The following is a 16,418-nucleotide window of genomic DNA, read 5'->3' on the forward strand; positions in this document are numbered from 1 at the left end:
TAAATGATGTCAAAAATTGTTTTGCGTCAATACAACCGAAGTTGTTTGATGCTATATGTCTTAACGTTTTGCATGTTCAGTTTTCAATGTTCATCTTGTCAACCAAACTTGTTTACCTCTTGGCGACTTCTACTATATTACTCTCGTTTTAAATATAAGTCAACACTTTTTGATAACTTTTTTATATTTTTTTATAGCAGTATAGAAATAGTCACTACAGAGGCTACCCCTGGTACTCCCAACACTGCTACTACAGCTCCTGTGAAGAGGTTTATAGGAACCACATATCCTGCCATACCAAGTAATAAATGAACTCCAAACAATAATAATATAGAAAACCCTAAACGAAATAAAAATATACTTAGACTTTCAAATAAATTAGAGAAAGAGCTTTTGAATACTAAAAACAACAATAATACTAGCGAACACACAATAATGGTTAACTTCATGTACAATCCCTCCATAAAATCAATATCCTTATTGTATGAAGCTAGTACTACTAATATTCTATTTTATAATCACATTCCTAATCTTTGCTTCTTTATATAGATAGAAATGTATACTCTCTGCTATTTTTCTTTTGGCCACCGCATTAAGATCATAGTCATTCAAATAATCTTCTATTAGCTGTGCTTGCTGCCAATCTTCTTTGGTGGCTTTAATGAGGGTTACAAATTGTTGATCAAATTCTTTTTTTAATTTTCCCTTTTTAAAAAACACGTACCCCTACACTCTCCTTATAATTCCCGACGTCCTTCTAGAGCTTTAGACAGAGTAACTTCATCTGCATACTCTAAATCTCCCCCTACAGGTAGACCGTGTGCAATTCTCGTTGTTTTAATACCAGAAGGTTTTACAAGACGAGATATATACATAGCTGTGGCTTCTCCTTCTATTGTAGGGTTGGTTGCTAGAATCAGTTCTTCTACTTGTGTGTCCTGTAATCTTTTTAATAAAGACGGAACATTAATATCCTCTGGACCTATTCCATCCATAGGAGAGATAGCTCCATGAAGTACATGGTATAAACCATTGTAATCTCTCATTTTTTCCATTGCTATTACGTCTTTAGTATCTTGTACTACACAAATCATTGATACATCACGTTGTTTGTCTTGGCATATATGACAAGGGTCTATGTCCGTGATATGTCCACAAATAGAGCAATAGCTTAAGTTTCTTTTGGCATCTACTAGTGCTTTTGCAAAGTCTAGTACAGTATCTTCCTTCATAGTTAACACAAAAAATGCCAGACGGGCCGCAGTTTTCGGCCCGATTCCTGGCAATTTCATAAAGCTTTCTATTAGCTTTGATATCGGTTCAGGATAATGCATTATTTTTCCTCCTAGAACATGCCAGGAAGGTTCAACCCTTTCGTGAATTGACCCATAGTGGCATTAGCTGTTTCTTCCGCTTTTTTCATTGCTTCATTTGTAGCAATTACGATTAAATCTTGTAGCATTTCCACATCATCAGGGTCTACTACTGCTGAATCTAGAGCTACCTCTAATACTTCTTTTTGTCCTGAGACGATAACCTTTACCATTCCTCCGCCAGCAACTGCTTCAAAGCGTTGGGTTGCCAGTTCCTCTTGAGCCTCAGCCATTTTCTTTTGCATTTTTTGCATTTGTTTCATCATACCTTGCATATTTCCCATTCCACGCATAATTATTTTCCTCCTTAGTCATCATGTACTTCTACAAATTCTTTTCCAAATAGTTTTTCTGCTTCCACGATTAAAGGATCTTCCGTGATTTCTTCCATTCCTTGTAACAGTTCCATCACTTCAGATGATTCAGAGGAAGCTTCCTGCGTAGACTCTGTAGAGTCCTTTTTTAATCCATTTTGCCGAATAAATTCTTCTCTAATCTTTAACCAACTTTCTTCCGGTACATATACAACCTCATACATCGTTCCGGTTAAGCTTGAAATAAGTTGTGGAAAAGAGGTAGAGAAAGTTTTATTCTCCATTGCCATTTGACAATGTATATCATATTTAAATTTTAACACAAATGCACTGGAAGATGCTGCAACTGGTTCTGCATCATTTAACAAAGCAGCATGTGATTTTTGAAGCTGTTGTAATATATTCGCCCATTGTGATTTAATAGTTTGAATATCTGACTTTGTTGCTGTTTTTAAAATCTCTTGTATTCGACCACTTGACACCTTCACGCCAGAGGCTTTTTGTCTTGTTCTCTTTGGTTGCTCTTGCTGTGTCCCTTGATTGGTTCCAAGTGCAAACGTACCTTGGCTCAGTTGTTGCTGCAACTGCTGAAGCTGCCCTTCTAGTAACTGAACTTTCTTTTCCAACTCAGCATTATTTGCATTCCCCACAGCAGCCTCTTGTGGCACCTGCGCTAAACGGATAACTGCCGTTTCTAAATACACTTTTGCATGATTGGAAAATCGCATTTCTTGTTGAGTGTTTGTGAGAATAGAAATACTCTTATATAGTGTTTCCACAGGAAATTTAGTAGCCAGCTCTCTAAACCGCTCATCGCCCGTAGCAATTTCTAATAGTTCCGCTTGGTCTGGAGCAACCTGAAGTACCAACAAATCTCTATAGAATGTGATAAAATCCTCCGTTAATCGAACAGGATCCTTTCCATCCTCTACAAGCTTTTCGATACTACTTAAAGCCTGTGCTACATCTCTCTCACTTAGAGCATCAGCCAACTGATAAAAAACATCCTGACCAATAGAACCCGTTACAAGCAGGGCATCTTCTATTGTCATCATTTTTCCACTGAAAGATACTACTTGATCTAGCATACTGAGTGCGTCACGCATACCGCCAGCTGCCACTTGTGCGATAATTTTCAGTACATTCACATCATATTCTATCCCTGCATCGGTCAGCACTTCTATCATCCTGGAAACGATATCAGCAGATGTAATCCTTTTAAAATCAAATCTTTGACATCTTGAAATAATGGTGAGTGGTATTTTATGTGGTTCTGTTGTTGCAAGTATAAAAACAACATGAGCTGGTGGCTCTTCTAATGTTTTTAACAAAGCATTAAAGGCACTCGTAGAGAGCATATGCACTTCATCAATAATATAAACTTTGTAGCGCGCATTAGAAGGAGCAAAACGTACTTTTTCAATAATGTCACGCATTTCTTCCACACGAGAGTTGGAAGCAGCATCAAACTCAATTACGTCTGTATTGGAACCCTCTGTGATACTTTTGCAAGTTGCACATTTATTGCATGGTTCCTTGTCAGGCCCATTCTCACAGTTCAACGCTTTAGCAAAAATTTTCGCAGCACTTGTTTTACCTGTACCTCTTGGTCCTGAAAATAAATATGCATGAGTAGTTTTATTGTAAATGAGGGCATTTTGAAGGGTTTGTTTGATATGAGTTTGACCGGACATTTCCGCAAACGACTGAGGTCGATATGCGCGGTAGAAAGCTTGATACGACAACAAGTTCCCCTCCCTCTTCTTTTTAGATAAAGTATGTAAATATTATAACATAAAGAAAACTTGACTTCGCCTTACAAGTACATATAAGTATAAATAAAAAAAACTCATTCCTCCGAGGATGAATGAGTTTGATAATAATTAAATTAAAGCCGTGCACCTTCCTTCGATTGATACACATAAGCGGCACCTTTGTCGTTAACTCGGCCTAGGCAACCCCGCGGCACATGAGAATGCACCACTTAATGCTGCTTCCTTCCGGACCTGACATGGTTCATGGGCTCCCATTGCGCAGGACCCAGACGTCAACATCACGTGCAAATACCAGACCTAACATGTAAACAACCTCGAGAAGGAGTTCAGTCTCGCTAGAGCGGATTGCGAGTTACAAGACACCGCTACCTTCCCACCTAGCACGGCAATAACTAGTATACGCATTTTAAACTTAAAAATCAATGGTTACGATTTGATTTCTTTCTTTATACTTTCTATACTAAAAAAATATTATTAAATTTTTTTCAAATATGTTGACTTTGATTTTTATCCGTGATAAATTAATTCTTGTACTTCGGAGGAATACCCAAGTCTGGCTGAAGGGATCGGTCTTGAAAACCGACAGGCGGGTCATACCGCGCGGGGGTTCGAATCCCTCTTCCTCCTCCATTTTTTAACAACACACACGCATAAATTTGAGATTGAATTCGTTGCTCTTGTAACGAATTTTTCTTAGCCATATGTGTTCAGAATATTAAGAAGTTGACTATAAAAGTCAATTTCTTTTTTTATTTTACAAATTGACTCATAATAATGTCGTCTACATATTCATTTGGTACAAATTTCACGTGTTTATGCCTTCTTCCCTCCTCTTTAAAGCCTAGCTTTGTGTATAAATGAATTGCTCTTTCATTATTAGAAAAAACCTCTAACGATATCTTCTCTATATGTTCCTGTTTCCTAGCCCATTCTAACAATTTTTTAATTAGACAAGTGCCTATACCTTTATTGGCAAAGGTTTCTTGAATACTTATTCCAAAAAGACCCTGATGACTGAATCTTTTACGTGAGGATAGATGAAAATCAAGGATTCCAATTATTTGATTCTCCTGTTCTGCTACTAGCATTAAGCCTCTCTCACTACAATTCACAATTTTTTCTCTCTGCTCCACCACCGACACCGTAAATTCTTCAGGTGTGGTAGCCATGAAACTAGGGTTTTCCTTTAATATTCTTTTGATATGTTCTATTATTTGTTCTGCATCATTAACCATCGCTTTTCTAATATTTATTTCTATGCTCATTTTATATTCCCCCTTTCTAATCTATTCTCTCTCCTATTTAAAATCCCTTTTAGAAAGCAAAAAGCTTCTGCAATAAATGCAGAAGCTTTTCTATTATTTACGTAAAGTAATCGTCTGTGTTTGCTCCATGAAATGGCCAATTCTTTCAAGAATTACTTCAACATCTTCTGGATTCTCTACGATATCATAGTCATTGATGTTGAGACGAAGTACTGGACAGCCATTAAATCCATCAATCCACTTTTCGTATCTGCCATGCATCTCTTCCCAATAAGCGATTGGAGTTTGTTGTTCCATTGGGCGACCTCTTTCATGAATACGGTCTATAATATCATCCAAAGATCCTTCTAAATAGATGAGAAGGTTCGGATGTGGAAAGTATGGAGTCATAACCATCGCTTCGAAAAGACTTGTATATGTCTCATGGTCTACCGGGTCCATTGTTCCTTTTTCTTTATGCATTTGTGCAAAAATCCCTGTGTCTTCATAAATGGAACGGTCCTGAATAAAACCTCCGCCATACTCAAACATTCTCTTTTGTTCCTTAAAACGCTCTGCTAGGAAATAGATTTGTAAATGAAAACTCCATTTAGAGAAATCCTCATAGAAACGATCTAAATAAGGGTTAGTGTCTACTTTTTCAAAAGAGGTTTTAAAGTGTAGTGCTTCAGCAAGCATCTTAGTCATAGTAGATTTACCTACTCCTACAGTTCCTGCTATTGTTATTACAGCATTGGAAGGTATGCCATACTTTTCTCTTAAATTCATGTTATAAACTCCTTCTATGTAGTGTTTCATCTACTTTTTCTAAAATTATCTGTAAATCTTGGTTATTTTGAACAAAGTCCATTTCATCTCCATTGAAGCGGATAACCGGTATTTCTGGATGCTTTAATTCAAAATCATCTATAAACATTCGGTAATCGGAAGAAAGCTGCTCCAGATAGGTTGTACTAATTTTCTTTTCAAACTCTCTCCCACGCAAATCAATACGGTCTACTAACACATCTATGCTAGCATCCAGATAAATAACTAAATTAGGAACTGGCATATCCTTCGTTAAAATATGATAAATTGCCTCATATTTTTCATATTCCTCCTTACTTAGGGAGCGTTTAGCAAAGATAAGATTTTTAAAAATATGATAATCCGCTACAACAGCGGTGTCTTTCGATAAGTATTTTTTTTCAATATCGCTTAATTGCTTATAGCGATTGCATAGAAAGAACATCTCTGTTTGAAAGCTCCACTCTGCTATATCTTCATAGAATTTATTTAAAAAGGGGTTTTCATCCACGATCTCTTTTAACAATTCAAATTGATAAGTATTACCAATTGCTTTAGCCAGTGAGGTCTTACCAACACCTATTGGACCCTCTACCGTTATAAATGGAATAGACATATCTCTAACCTCACTCTAAATTTTCAAGTCGTACCCTCTATTTTAGCATAGGGATATAACGAAAAATAGAGGATATTTGTCTTTCCAGAGAAAGACAAATATCCCCTATTTTTTCTTGATACGAAATGTAGCATTTAGAAGATACCAGTTTTGAGGGAAGTCAAAGCCACTATGCCAATAGGAAATCCCCAATAAATTTAATTCCTTTAACAGATTAAATTTTGCTTGAATAGATCTTGCATCCTCGAACCACACTTCATGCTCTTTCCCGTCTCTCCAGTAATTAAAAAACGGTGCCTGTGCCTCTTCATCATATTCAATAGCAGCATTTCGATCTCTGGCTAATTGAATAGCCTGCTGTGGACTTATCGCCCTAGCAAAAGGATTACCTGGTTTATAAGGCAAAGTCCAATCATAGCCATATAAATTTTGACCCATCATTACCTTTTGAGAAGGTATCTCTGTAATTGCATATTCTAATACATCTCTTACAGGACCTATTGGAGAAACTGCCATTGGAGGGCCACCGCTATACCCCCACTCATAGGTCATAATAACAACAAAATCTAAAACCTCGCCAAGGGCTTTATAGTCATGTCCCTCATACCATTTACCAGGTTGATTGGCACTAGTTTTCGGAGCAAGGCTAGCAGAAAAAATAAAACTAGGGGCAAACTCACGGAATTCTTTTAAGAATTGTACATACTTCTCACGATCATTGGGATTTATATATTCAAAATCAGTGTGTAGATGATTTGTACCCCTTTTATTTGCCTCCTTCACGGATTCTTCAAATACCTTTTGTTTAACTTCTTCATTTGTAAAAATTGTATTGGCAAGCGTGTCACTAAATGCTCCTTCTTCAATGTTGGTCAATACAATAACCGTCTCAACATTGTTTTCTTCTGCTATCTCCGACAAGCTTCCCCAATTCATTGGAGTTAACGATCCGTCTCTTTTAACGTCAAAAGCAAAGGGCATCATATAAGTTAGTTCTGCAGCTACATTTCTTACTTTTTCAATCACTGTTTCCGAGGGGACATCGGTATACCATTCAACATATAAATTAGATTCAATAGAGGGTCTGTTTGGATCTGGCGTGGAGGGTAGAACAATCGCCTGACCTACAACCAATACATCTTGATCCGGTAAACCATTAATAGAGGCAAGAGTAGCCGCACTCGTTCCAAATCGCTTTGCAATAGAGTATAAACTATCACCAGTTTTCACTACATAATTCATACCATCACTCCTTCAAACTAAATTATGCAAGGGACATACAAAACATGCTAAAATACGCGTAAGGAGTTGACTCCAAATGGACGAGTATTATATGAATTTAGCAATTGAAGAAGCAAAGAAAGCAGCTACAATAGGAGAAGTCCCTATAGGTGCGATTATCGTACATAAAAATGAGGTAATTGCGAGAGGTTACAATTTACGAGAGACAACACAGAATGCGACAACCCATGCTGAGCTACTGGCTATTCAAGAAGCTTGTGCCAAAATCGGGAGTTGGAGACTAGAGGAAACTACTCTTTATGTAACTCTAGAACCTTGTCCTATGTGTGCAGGAGCAATATTGCAATCGCGTATCCCACGAGTCGTTTATGGTGCTCGAGACCTTAAAGCGGGTTGTGTAGACTCATTATATACGCTATTAAATGACAATAGACTTAACCATGTCTGTGAGGTAACAGAGGGAGTTCTTGCAGAGACTTGCGGTAATTTACTAACCACTTTTTTTCGAGAGCTACGAATGAAAAAAAAGAACCAAAAACGCCAGGAGCTCTGAGCATTTTTGGTTCTAAACAGAAGTTTTTTAAATTGTTTGCCTCGCTTTCCCCATTTGCTTGTCGGAGCAAACATAGGCGCTTGCGCTTTTCTTTTTGTCTAGCTCCACCGCCTTGCCCCTCGAGGTCAAATGGGATAAAGCTGTGGGGGCTGAGGAACTGCCTCCTCGCTTTCCCCATTTGCTTGTCGGGGCAAACATAGGCGCTTGCGCTTTTCTTTTTGTCTAGCTCCACCGCCTTGCCCCTCGAGGTCAAATGGGATAAAGCTGTGGGGGCTGAGGAACTGCCTCCTCGCTTTCCCCCATTTGCTTGTCGGGGCAAACATAGGCGCTTGCGCTTTTCTTTTTGTCTAGCTCCACCGCCTTGCCCCTCGAGGTCAAATGGGATAAAGCTGTGGGGGCTGAGGAACTGCCTGCTCGCTTTCCCCATTTGCTTGTCGGGGCAGACATAGGCGCTTGTGCTTTTCTTAGTTTATTGGATAACTTTTTTGCCACCCATGTAAGGTTGTAGTACCTCTGGGATTTTAACAGAACCATCTGGTTGCTGATAATTTTCTAGGATAGCGGCAACTGTGCGCCCAATTGCTAGTCCACTTCCGTTTAATGTGTGTACAAACTCTGGTTTAGCGCCCGTTTCTCTTCTAAAACGGATTCCTGCACGACGAGCTTGGAAGTCTTCAAAGTTACTGCAAGAAGAAATCTCTTTATACTCCCCATAGCTTGGTAACCATACTTCAATATCATATTTTTTAGCAGCAGTGAAACCAAGGTCGGCAGTGCACATACGTAGTACGCGATATGGAAGACCCAAAAGTTGTAGCACTTTTTCTGCATGTCCTGTTAGAAGTTCCAACTGTTCGTATGAATCCTCTGGTTTTACAAAACGTACAAGCTCTACTTTATTGAATTGATGCTGACGGATTAGTCCGCGTGTATCTCTACCTGCAGAACCGGCCTCCGAACGGAAACAAGCACTAAATGCAGTAAACGCTTGTGGAAGTTCTGCCCCATCTAGAATCTCATCGCGGTAGAAGTTGGTTACTGGAACCTCAGCAGTTGGGATTAAGAAATAATCCTCCTCGTTAACTAGAAAAGCATCCTCTTCAAACTTTGGAAGCTGACCAGTGCCTGTTAAACTCATACGGTTCGCCATATAAGGTGGAAGCATTTCCTCGTAGCCATGCTCTTCTGAATGAAGATCCATCATGAAATTCCATAGCGCGCGCTCCAATCTTGCACCTAGACCACGGTAAAAGGCAAAACGGCTTCCAGTTACTTTTGCAGCACGCTCAAAATCCACTATTTTTAAATCTGTGGCGATATCCCAGTGAGCTTTTGTATCAAAATCAAATGAAGGGACATCTCCCCACTTACGGATTTCCACATTATCATCCTCGGAGTCACCAACCGGAACGTCATCATGTGGAATATTTGGAATACGCATCATCATGTAGTCAAACTTCTCTTCTACTTGACGTAGCTCTTCATCCAACGCTTTAATCTCATCGCCAACCTCACGCATACGCACAATTAAATCATCAGCATTCTCTTTGTTTCGTTTCATTTGAGAGATTTTTTGAGAAACCTCGTTTCTTTCTGCCTTTAATACTTCTGTTTTTGCTATTAATTCTCTACGCTTTTGGTCTAAAGGAAGAAATTGATCGAACTCAGAGATATCTTCTCCACGCTTCGCAAGTTTAGCTTTCACTTCTTCATAATTATCACGTACAAATTTTACATCTAACATATGAATTCCTCCTCTTAATATTTTGACACTTTTAACCAACCATTAATTAAATAACGACAAAAAAGCCCCCATCCCTAAAAAAGGGACGAGAGCTACCCGCGTTGCCACCCTGATTGAACTGACACATGATCAGATCCACTTGTCTAATAACGGCTTTTCAACCGGCCACAGCTTACCTATTTTTCAGCTGCGCAACTCAAAGGACGGATTCACAAGGGTCTTTATCAGCTCCCACCAACCGCTGACTCTCTAAAAAAAACTTACTTGTTACTACTTCCTATCATCGTTTTTTAATTCATGAAATTAATCATACTTTACTATAGGTTGACCTGTTTGGCAAGTGATTCCTGAACCATTTGTATAAAATAGGCAGTTATACGATGATCGTTCGTTAATTCAGGATGGAAGGAACATCCTAATATATTGTCCTGTCTAGCCATTACAATTCTATTTTCATGAGTTGCAAGTATTTCTACGCTTTTCCCTACCTCCACAATATGGGGAGCTCTTATAAAAACAGCAGGAAAGTCAGCTGCTACTCCTTGGATTTCTAAAATAGTTTCAAAGCTATTCACTTGACGGCCAAAAGAATTTCTTTCGACAGTAGCTTCTAATACACCAATATGCTGGGAATCCTGATCTTGGATATTCCTTGCTAATAATATAAGGCCCGCACATGTACCAAACATTGGCTTGCCTGATTCTGCAAATTGTTTTAAAGGAATTAGCAAATCAAAGCGATCTATAAGCTTGCGCATTGTGGTACTTTCGCCACCTGGAAAGATTAAACCATCTATATTTTGAAGATCACTTTTTGTTTTGACCAATACTGCCTCTACGCCGCATTCTTCTAACGAACGAATATGTTCCATGACAGCTCCTTGAAGAGCCATTACTCCAATTTTCACCATCTTACCAACCTCGATCTTGCATACGTTCTGCATCTGTTAATCGAGAGATTTCAATTCCCTTCATAGGGATTCCTAAATCCTTTGAAATATCCACTAATAATTTATAATCGCGATAATGAGTAGTTGCTTCCACAATAGCACGAGCAAATTTCTCTGGATTATCAGATTTGAATATTCCAGATCCGACAAACACTCCATCTGCTCCAAGTTCCATCATAAGCGCAGCATCTGCTGGAGTAGCAACTCCTCCTGCTGCGAAGTTTACTACTGGTAATTTTCCTTTTTGTTTGATTTGCAATAAAATCTCATATGGCGCTCCTAAGATTTTCGCTTCTGTCATTAGTTCATCCTCGTTCATATGCACAATTTTTCTAACCTGTGCATTAACCTTTCGTAAATGGCGAACAGCTTCTACAATGTTACCTGTCCCAGGTTCGCCTTTCGTCCGAAGCATTGATGCCCCTTCACCTATACGTCGAGCTGCCTCTCCCAAATCCTTACACCCACAAACAAATGGCACTGTGAACTCACTTTTACGCAAATGAAATTCTTCATCGGCTGGTGTCAGCACCTCTGATTCGTCAATATAGTCCACACCCATTGCCTCTAAAATTCTTGCCTCCGTTATATGTCCAATGCGAGCTTTTGCCATGACTGGTATCGTTACAGCACCCATTACCTCTTCCATTATGCGTGGATCGGCCATGCGAGCAACTCCCCCTGCTGCACGGATATCAGAGGGTACACGTTCTAATGCCATTACAGCCACAGCACCGGCTGCCTCCGCAATTCGTGCTTGCTCTGCGTTAATAACATCCATTATAACTCCACCTTTTTGCATCTCTGCCATACCTCTTTTTACTATCTCAGTACCTGTCATATGTATTTTCATCTTGAATACCTCCTAACTGTTATAAAATTTAGTATAATGATATATGACCATATGAAAAGCGCCAGAAACACTAAAATGAAAGTGGTCAGATTGGATGATACTATGGATTTCCTCATGTTTCCTTTAGAAAAAAATTCAAACAGCCCATTATATGAACAACTATATAAATTTATAAAAGATGCCATAGTACAAGGCAATATTAAGGAAGGAGATAAGCTTCCCTCTAAAAGAAAGCTTGCTGACTATCTTGATCTTAGCCAAACTACAATTGAGCTTTCTTATAGTCAGCTGCTAGCAGAAGGTTACATAAATTCAGAACCTAGAAGGGGATATTTTGTTCAAAATATTGAGGAGCTTGCTTTGATCGAAATAGAAGATTCTCAAATTGTTAAAGAAGAAAAAACTCCATCCTACCATTTGGATTTTTCTCCGGGAAGGATAGATGAGGATTCCTTTCCTTTTACACTGTGGAGAAAATATGCAAGGGATTTGGTTCATGAAGAAAATAAAGAGCTTCTTCAGCTTGGACATCCTCAGGGAGACTATATACTAAGACAGCAAATATCTTCATACCTTTATCAATCTCGTGGTGTAAAAAGTACACCCGAACAAATTATTTTAGGCTCAGGAACAGAACAGATTATGCCACTACTCATACGCCTCCTTGGAAATGAGGCAGTCTATGGCTATGAAAACCCTGGTTATCCACTCTCTCATCATCTTTTTTTAGAGCATGAGGAAAAATCGGTGCCTGTCCGGGTAGATGATGAGGGATTAGTCGTTCAGGAGTTAGAAAACACTAATGCAACTGTTATGTATGTCACTCCGTCTCATCAATTTCCCACTGGTTCTGTTATGTCAGCTTCACGAAGAAGTCAGCTGCTAGCCTGGGCTTATCAACATGAGAAACGTTATATTATTGAAGATGATTATGACAGTGAATTCAGATATACTGGTAAACCAATTCCTTCTTTACAAGGAATGGACCAAAACGACCGTGTAATTTATTTAAGCACGTTTTCTAAGTCTCTGATGCCTTCCTTAAGGATCGCCTATGCGGTACTTCCAAAACCACTTATAAAGCAATACAAGGCGAAATATTACTATTATTCAGCTACTGTCCCACGAATGGACCAATATATACTTGCAAAGTTTATGGAGGACGGTCACTTCGGGAAGCATCTAAATAAAATGAGAAAAATTTATAAAAGAAAGCTAGAAATTATTACGAAGTCTCTTTTAGAATATGAGCCAGCTGTTACCCTTTCTGGAGAACAGGCAGGAATGCATCTTTTATTGACCATTCATACACAAAAGAAGGAAGAGGAACTGGTTGCCCTTGCTCAACAAGCAAATATTCAAATCTATGGTCTGAATAAGTATATAACCTTTCCCATAGAAGAAACTCACCCAAAATTGGTATTAGGATTCGGTGGATTAGAGTTCTCAAATATTTCGACAACCATACATGAGCTAATGAAGGCAATAAAAATCAAGCATTCTTAATTTCTTTCCTATACAAAAAAGCACTGACAACTCTAATTGAGTTTCAGTGCTTAAGTATAGTAAGAAGGTGGTGCAAGTGTCTAAGTCTAGGTTGACTAGTAACACTTTGCACATGCTTTCTTATTTATTAAAATAATCCGCCTACAAAGTCGGTCGTACTATCCCACAAGCCGCTAAAGAATTTGCCAATACCTTGGAACATTAAACTGAACCAACCAGCTCTTTCTACAGCTTCTGTTGTTACAACATCGACACTTGCTTGGTCACCAATAATATAACCGTAATCAGTGCCTTCTGTTTTTTCAAGGTGTACTGTTCCTACAACTGTATCCTTTTTAACTTCAGCTTCTAACTTGTCTTTTGTTGGAGTAAATACAGGCTTGTACAGATCTTTATCGCTAGATTTAATCATCATAGAAATAGGTTCTTTGACTGCAATTGCAACTTTGTCTTCTTTTCCTTTATTTACTTCTAGAGTTTCATGGTCAGGAATTTTATATCCTGCTGGTATTAGCTCTACTTTAGTAAATTGAGCAAATCCAAAATCAAACAAAGCTCTAGTTGCATCAAATCTAGCCTTATAACTTCCCTTTCCATTAGCATCTACTGCTTTCATCACTACAGCGATTACTCTCATACCATTTCTTTCAGCAGTTCCAGTGAAGGAGTGACCAGCAAAATCTGTTGTTCCTGTTTTCAAGCCATCTACGCCTTGATATTCATAAACTAATCCTGGTAGCATCCAGTTCCAGTTACTCATTTCAATAGCATCCGGTGTACCCTCACGGAAGATTTTTTTAGGTATTTTAGTTGTTTCTAAAACTTCTGGGTAGTCTTTCATAAGAAGGTAAGCCAATTTTGCTACTGAGCTAGCAGGCATCACATTCTCGTCTGTTGCCCCTGTACTCTTTGGATGCATCCCTTGTAAATCAGCATTATTTAAACCAGTAGAGTTAACAAACTTATAATTTTCTAAGCCCATTTCTCCAGCTTTTTCATTCATTAGTTTTATAAAATTTTCTTCTGTTCCAGCAATAGTTTCTGCAATAGCAATAGTTGCTGCATTTGCAGAATAGATAGCCATTGCTTCATATAATTCACGAATTGAATAAGTACCGTCCTCACGTAGAGGTACATTACTTAAACGACGATCTTGAGAAATTTTATATGTATATTCATTTACTGAATATTGTTGGTCCCATGAGATTTTACCTTCTTCAATTGCTTCGAAAAGAAGATACTCCGTCATCATTTTTGTCATACTCGCAATACCTAAAGCTGCATCTGCATTTTGTTCATAAAGAATTTTTCCGGAATCCGCATCTACTAAGATTGCAGCGTCCACATTTAAATTCAAACTTTCCTCTGCTTTTGTGGTAGCTGGTATTACACCTACTAAAGACACAAGCAACATCGGAAGTACTAGCCACTTTACCATTGTTGTTTTCCAAAATTTCTTCACTACTGTACCTCCACTTTTTCTATTATCACTGCTCATTTTATCATACTTTTTGAACTAGGTGCATAACACTTTAAAAAAGCACCCATTCGGCCTATATATAGACGGTGAATGGGTGCGAAAGTTTCTTTATTAAGAGATAGAATAGTTTGGTGCCTCTTTTGTAATTTGTACATCATGAGGATGACTTTCACGTAGGCCAGCGCCAGTCATGCGTATAAATTGGGCCTTTTCACGTAAGTCCTCTAGAGTGCCTGTACCACAATACCCCATACCTGCACGAACCCCACCAAGAAGTTGGTGAATCGTATCAGATAGTGGCCCTTTGTATGGCAAACGCCCTTCAATTCCTTCTGGTACTAGTTTCTTTGCATCCTCTTGGAAGTAACGGTCCTTAGAACCTTTTTCCATAGCACCGATAGAACCCATACCTCGGTATACTTTAAAACGTCTACCTTGGAAGATTTCTGTTTCTCCTGGACTTTCTGTAGTTCCTGCAAGTAAACTACCAAGCATTACTACATGTCCACCAGCAGCTAATGCTTTCACGATATCTCCGGAAAATTTAATACCGCCATCTGCAATGATCGTTTTTCCAGACTTTCTAGCTTCGTTAGCACAGTCATAGATTGCAGTAATTTGTGGTACTCCCACACCTGCCACCACACGAGTTGTACAAATAGAACCTGGACCAATTCCTACTTTTACTACATCTGCCCCTGCTTCAAATAGTGCCTTTGTTGCCTCACCAGTTGCAACATTTCCAGCAACGATATCTAAATCTGGATAAGTTGCTCTTATTTCTTTCACTACTTCAATAACACCTTTAGAATGTCCATGAGCAGTATCAATTACGATTGCATCTACCTGTGCTTCTACTAATTTCTGCACTCGAATCATCGTATCCTTCGTTACTCCAACCGCAGCCCCTACTAGCAAACGACCATGATGGTCTTTTGCTGCATTTGGAAACTCAATTACTTTTTCAATATCTTTAATAGTAATTAGACCTTTTAGAATGCCATTGTCATCTACTATCGGTAATTTTTCAATTTTGTATTGTTGAAGAATCTTTTCAGCCTGCTCTAACGTAGTACCAACAGCAGCAGTTACTAATTTTTCTTTAGTCATTACATCGGATATTTGTAAAGAGTAGTCTTGGATAAAGCGTAAATCACGATTTGTAATAATCCCTACAAGTCTCAATTCTTCTTCATTGTTTACAATTGGCACACCAGAGATTCTGTATTTACCCATCAAATGCTCTGCATCATAAACTTGGTGAGTTGGTGTAAGGTAGAAAGGATCGGTTATAACTCCATTTTCTGAACGTTTAACTGTTTCCACTTGTTCTGCTTGTTCCTCAATGCTCATGTTTTTGTGAATAATGCCCAGTCCACCTTGACGAGCCATAGCAATAGCCATCTTCGCTTCTGTAACTGTATCCATACCAGCACTTACTACAGGAATATTTAGCTTAATTTTTGAAGTTAATTGTACTGATAAGTTAATATCCTTTGGTAGAACCTCTGATTGAGCTGGAACTAATAAAACATCGTCAAACGTTAAACCTTCTTTTTGAAATTTTGATTCCCACATTACGCTGACTTCCTCCTCTGTTTAAATATTATTACAAGGTTATCAGCGGTCACAGGGCATGTCAAGAATCGATAAATAATATATATATTCTGACTTTTATGACGAGTTGTATATTTATTATATTTACGAGAGATATCTTATTTTTCTTTTACTTCGAAGAAGTGGAATGTCCTCTAGCTTTAAAATTAATCTAATTTGAAATTGTATTCTAAATTGTATTTCTGCTTTCTCGCACACTTGCTTAGTTAGAAATGGTTAGGTGCCTTCGGCACTTCTAATTTCTTTATGGAACAAACAAAAAAGCCGTCACCGATTTCTCGGTAACGACTTTTTCCAGTGCCCAGCGACGTCCTACTCTTGCAGGGGGACCCCCAACTACCATC

General features: G+C 38.5%; 16 protein-coding genes, 1 tRNA gene, 1 other RNA gene and 1 other annotated feature. Of the genes, 3 read left to right on the forward strand and 15 right to left on the reverse strand.

Annotated features, from left to right (window positions below; genetic code table 11):
- Positions 1 to 191: 191 nt before the first annotated feature.
- From ACQKNZ_RS20125 to ffs, 6 genes are all read right to left on the reverse strand, one after another.
- Positions 192 to 449 (reverse strand): pro-sigmaK processing inhibitor BofA family protein, encoded by a 258-nt coding sequence (locus ACQKNZ_RS20125; protein ID WP_186318286.1) that lies wholly within the window; start codon positions 447 to 449, stop codon positions 192 to 194.
- A 58-nt stretch (positions 450 to 507) separates the two neighbouring features.
- Entirely contained in the window at positions 508 to 720 is a 213-nt protein-coding gene (locus ACQKNZ_RS20130; RefSeq protein ID WP_144541945.1) for a YaaL family protein, read from the reverse strand.
- A 17-nt stretch (positions 721 to 737) separates the two neighbouring features.
- Complete coding sequence (gene recR, locus ACQKNZ_RS20135) at positions 738 to 1,334, reverse strand: recombination mediator RecR (RefSeq protein WP_144541947.1); 597 nt, start codon at positions 1,332 to 1,334, stop codon at positions 738 to 740.
- Positions 1,335 to 1,345: 11 nt separating this feature from the next.
- A complete protein-coding gene (locus ACQKNZ_RS20140; RefSeq protein ID WP_144541950.1) occupies positions 1,346 to 1,666 on the reverse strand; it encodes a YbaB/EbfC family nucleoid-associated protein in 321 nt (106 codons plus the stop codon).
- Between the two features lie 14 nt (positions 1,667 to 1,680).
- A complete protein-coding gene (dnaX, locus tag ACQKNZ_RS20145; RefSeq protein WP_154311971.1) occupies positions 1,681 to 3,432 on the reverse strand; it encodes a DNA polymerase III subunit gamma/tau in 1,752 nt (583 codons plus the stop codon).
- A 149-nt stretch (positions 3,433 to 3,581) separates the two neighbouring features.
- An RNA gene (gene ffs / locus ACQKNZ_RS20150) (signal recognition particle sRNA large type) lies at positions 3,582 to 3,848 on the reverse strand.
- 151 nt (positions 3,849 to 3,999) lie between these two features.
- Here ffs and ACQKNZ_RS20155 point away from each other — a divergent pair.
- Positions 4,000 to 4,092: transfer RNA gene (locus ACQKNZ_RS20155), tRNA-Ser, on the forward strand.
- 119 nt (positions 4,093 to 4,211) lie between these two features.
- Here ACQKNZ_RS20155 and ACQKNZ_RS20160 read toward each other — a convergent pair.
- The 4 genes from ACQKNZ_RS20160 to ACQKNZ_RS20175 form a co-directional block, all read right to left on the reverse strand.
- Positions 4,212 to 4,727 carry a GNAT family N-acetyltransferase gene (locus tag ACQKNZ_RS20160; RefSeq protein WP_154311972.1) on the reverse strand — a complete coding sequence of 172 codons (516 nt, stop codon included), beginning with the start codon at positions 4,725 to 4,727 and terminating at the stop codon, positions 4,212 to 4,214.
- A 93-nt stretch (positions 4,728 to 4,820) separates the two neighbouring features.
- Positions 4,821 to 5,495, reverse strand: coding sequence for a deoxynucleoside kinase (locus tag ACQKNZ_RS20165; protein ID WP_151111886.1), 675 nt, complete (start codon positions 5,493 to 5,495; stop codon positions 4,821 to 4,823).
- A gap of 1 nt (position 5,496) precedes the next feature.
- The gene (locus ACQKNZ_RS20170) at positions 5,497 to 6,129 is read right to left on the reverse strand and encodes a deoxynucleoside kinase (RefSeq protein WP_144541958.1); all 633 of its coding nucleotides are present in this window, start codon (positions 6,127 to 6,129) and stop codon (positions 5,497 to 5,499) included.
- 105 nt (positions 6,130 to 6,234) lie between these two features.
- On the reverse strand, positions 6,235 to 7,371 hold the full coding sequence (locus ACQKNZ_RS20175; RefSeq protein ID WP_151111888.1) for a glycosyl hydrolase family 18 protein: 1,137 nt from the start codon (positions 7,369 to 7,371) through the stop codon (positions 6,235 to 6,237).
- A gap of 76 nt (positions 7,372 to 7,447) precedes the next feature.
- Here ACQKNZ_RS20175 and tadA point away from each other — a divergent pair, with 76 nt between their 5' ends.
- Complete coding sequence (gene tadA, locus ACQKNZ_RS20180; RefSeq protein WP_427661468.1) at positions 7,448 to 7,924, forward strand: tRNA adenosine(34) deaminase TadA; 477 nt, start codon at positions 7,448 to 7,450, stop codon at positions 7,922 to 7,924.
- A gap of 469 nt (positions 7,925 to 8,393) precedes the next feature.
- Here the strand turns inward: tadA and serS are convergent, their stop codons facing one another.
- From serS to pdxS, 3 genes are all read right to left on the reverse strand, one after another.
- On the reverse strand, positions 8,394 to 9,668 hold the full coding sequence (gene serS, locus ACQKNZ_RS20185) for a serine--tRNA ligase (RefSeq protein WP_154311975.1): 1,275 nt from the start codon (positions 9,666 to 9,668) through the stop codon (positions 8,394 to 8,396).
- A gap of 78 nt (positions 9,669 to 9,746) precedes the next feature.
- Positions 9,747 to 9,961, reverse strand: a binding site (T-box leader).
- 24 nt (positions 9,962 to 9,985) lie between these two features.
- Complete coding sequence (gene pdxT, locus ACQKNZ_RS20190; protein ID WP_154311976.1) at positions 9,986 to 10,579, reverse strand: pyridoxal 5'-phosphate synthase glutaminase subunit PdxT; 594 nt, start codon at positions 10,577 to 10,579, stop codon at positions 9,986 to 9,988.
- A 1-nt stretch (position 10,580) separates the two neighbouring features.
- On the reverse strand, positions 10,581 to 11,465 hold the full coding sequence (pdxS, locus tag ACQKNZ_RS20195) for a pyridoxal 5'-phosphate synthase lyase subunit PdxS (protein ID WP_191697987.1): 885 nt from the start codon (positions 11,463 to 11,465) through the stop codon (positions 10,581 to 10,583).
- 108 nt (positions 11,466 to 11,573) lie between these two features.
- Between pdxS and ACQKNZ_RS20200 the strand changes: the two genes are divergently transcribed.
- Entirely contained in the window at positions 11,574 to 12,977 is a 1,404-nt protein-coding gene (locus ACQKNZ_RS20200) for a PLP-dependent aminotransferase family protein (RefSeq protein ID WP_151113807.1), read from the forward strand.
- Positions 12,978 to 13,104: 127 nt separating this feature from the next.
- Here the strand turns inward: ACQKNZ_RS20200 and ACQKNZ_RS20205 are convergent, their stop codons facing one another.
- Entirely contained in the window at positions 13,105 to 14,415 is a 1,311-nt protein-coding gene (locus tag ACQKNZ_RS20205; RefSeq protein WP_370455761.1) for a serine hydrolase, read from the reverse strand.
- 153 nt (positions 14,416 to 14,568) lie between these two features.
- The gene (gene guaB / locus ACQKNZ_RS20210) at positions 14,569 to 16,035 is read right to left on the reverse strand and encodes an IMP dehydrogenase (protein WP_151111895.1); all 1,467 of its coding nucleotides are present in this window, start codon (positions 16,033 to 16,035) and stop codon (positions 14,569 to 14,571) included.
- Positions 16,036 to 16,418 lie beyond the last annotated feature (383 nt).

The organism is Psychrobacillus sp. NPDC093200, from assembly GCF_050280345.1.
GTDB lineage: Bacteria > Bacillota > Bacilli > Bacillales_A > Planococcaceae > Psychrobacillus > Psychrobacillus faecigallinarum.